The sequence below is a fragment of the Streptomyces sp. NRRL F-5126 genome (assembly GCF_000721265.1).
Taxonomy (GTDB): Bacteria; Actinomycetota; Actinomycetes; order Streptomycetales; family Streptomycetaceae; genus Streptomyces.
Genome location: NZ_JOFZ01000088.1, coordinates 1 through 413, shown reverse-complemented (window position 1 = coordinate 413; position 413 = coordinate 1). Strand labels below are relative to the sequence as shown.

Annotated in this window: 1 pseudogene; it reads left to right on the top strand. The window is 68.5% G+C overall.

Going from position 1 to position 413, the window contains the following annotated elements:
- Positions 1-108: 108 nt before the first annotated feature.
- Positions 109-413, top strand: a pseudogene (locus IH48_RS0132445) (RraA family protein); the annotation flags it as partial.

Genomic DNA, 413 nt, shown 5'->3' with positions numbered 1-413 from the left:
ATGGACACGAGCGAACGTCTGTCCGCGCTGGCCCGACGAGTGGGTGCCGCCGATGTCGTGGACGCCATGGGCCGCCTCCACAAGCACCGGAGTCACATCCTCGACTTGATGAGCCCCACCCCCGGCCGGCTGCTCTTCGGTCCCGCCGTGACGATGTCGTTCTTTCCCGCATGCGAGGAGTCGCTCCCGTCCGCGCGGTACAACTTCACCGACGTCTTCGACCAGGCGGTCGGGGCGGACGGACGCGGGAAGGTCCTGGTCATGGCCAGTAACGGATACCCCGACGTTTCCATGGGCGGCGGAACCAAGCTCGCACGCCTTGTGGGGCGCGGCCTCTCCGGCGTCCTGGCCGACGGGCGGGTCCGGGACTTCGACCAGCTTTCCGGCTACGACCTCGCCGTGTACTGCCGAGG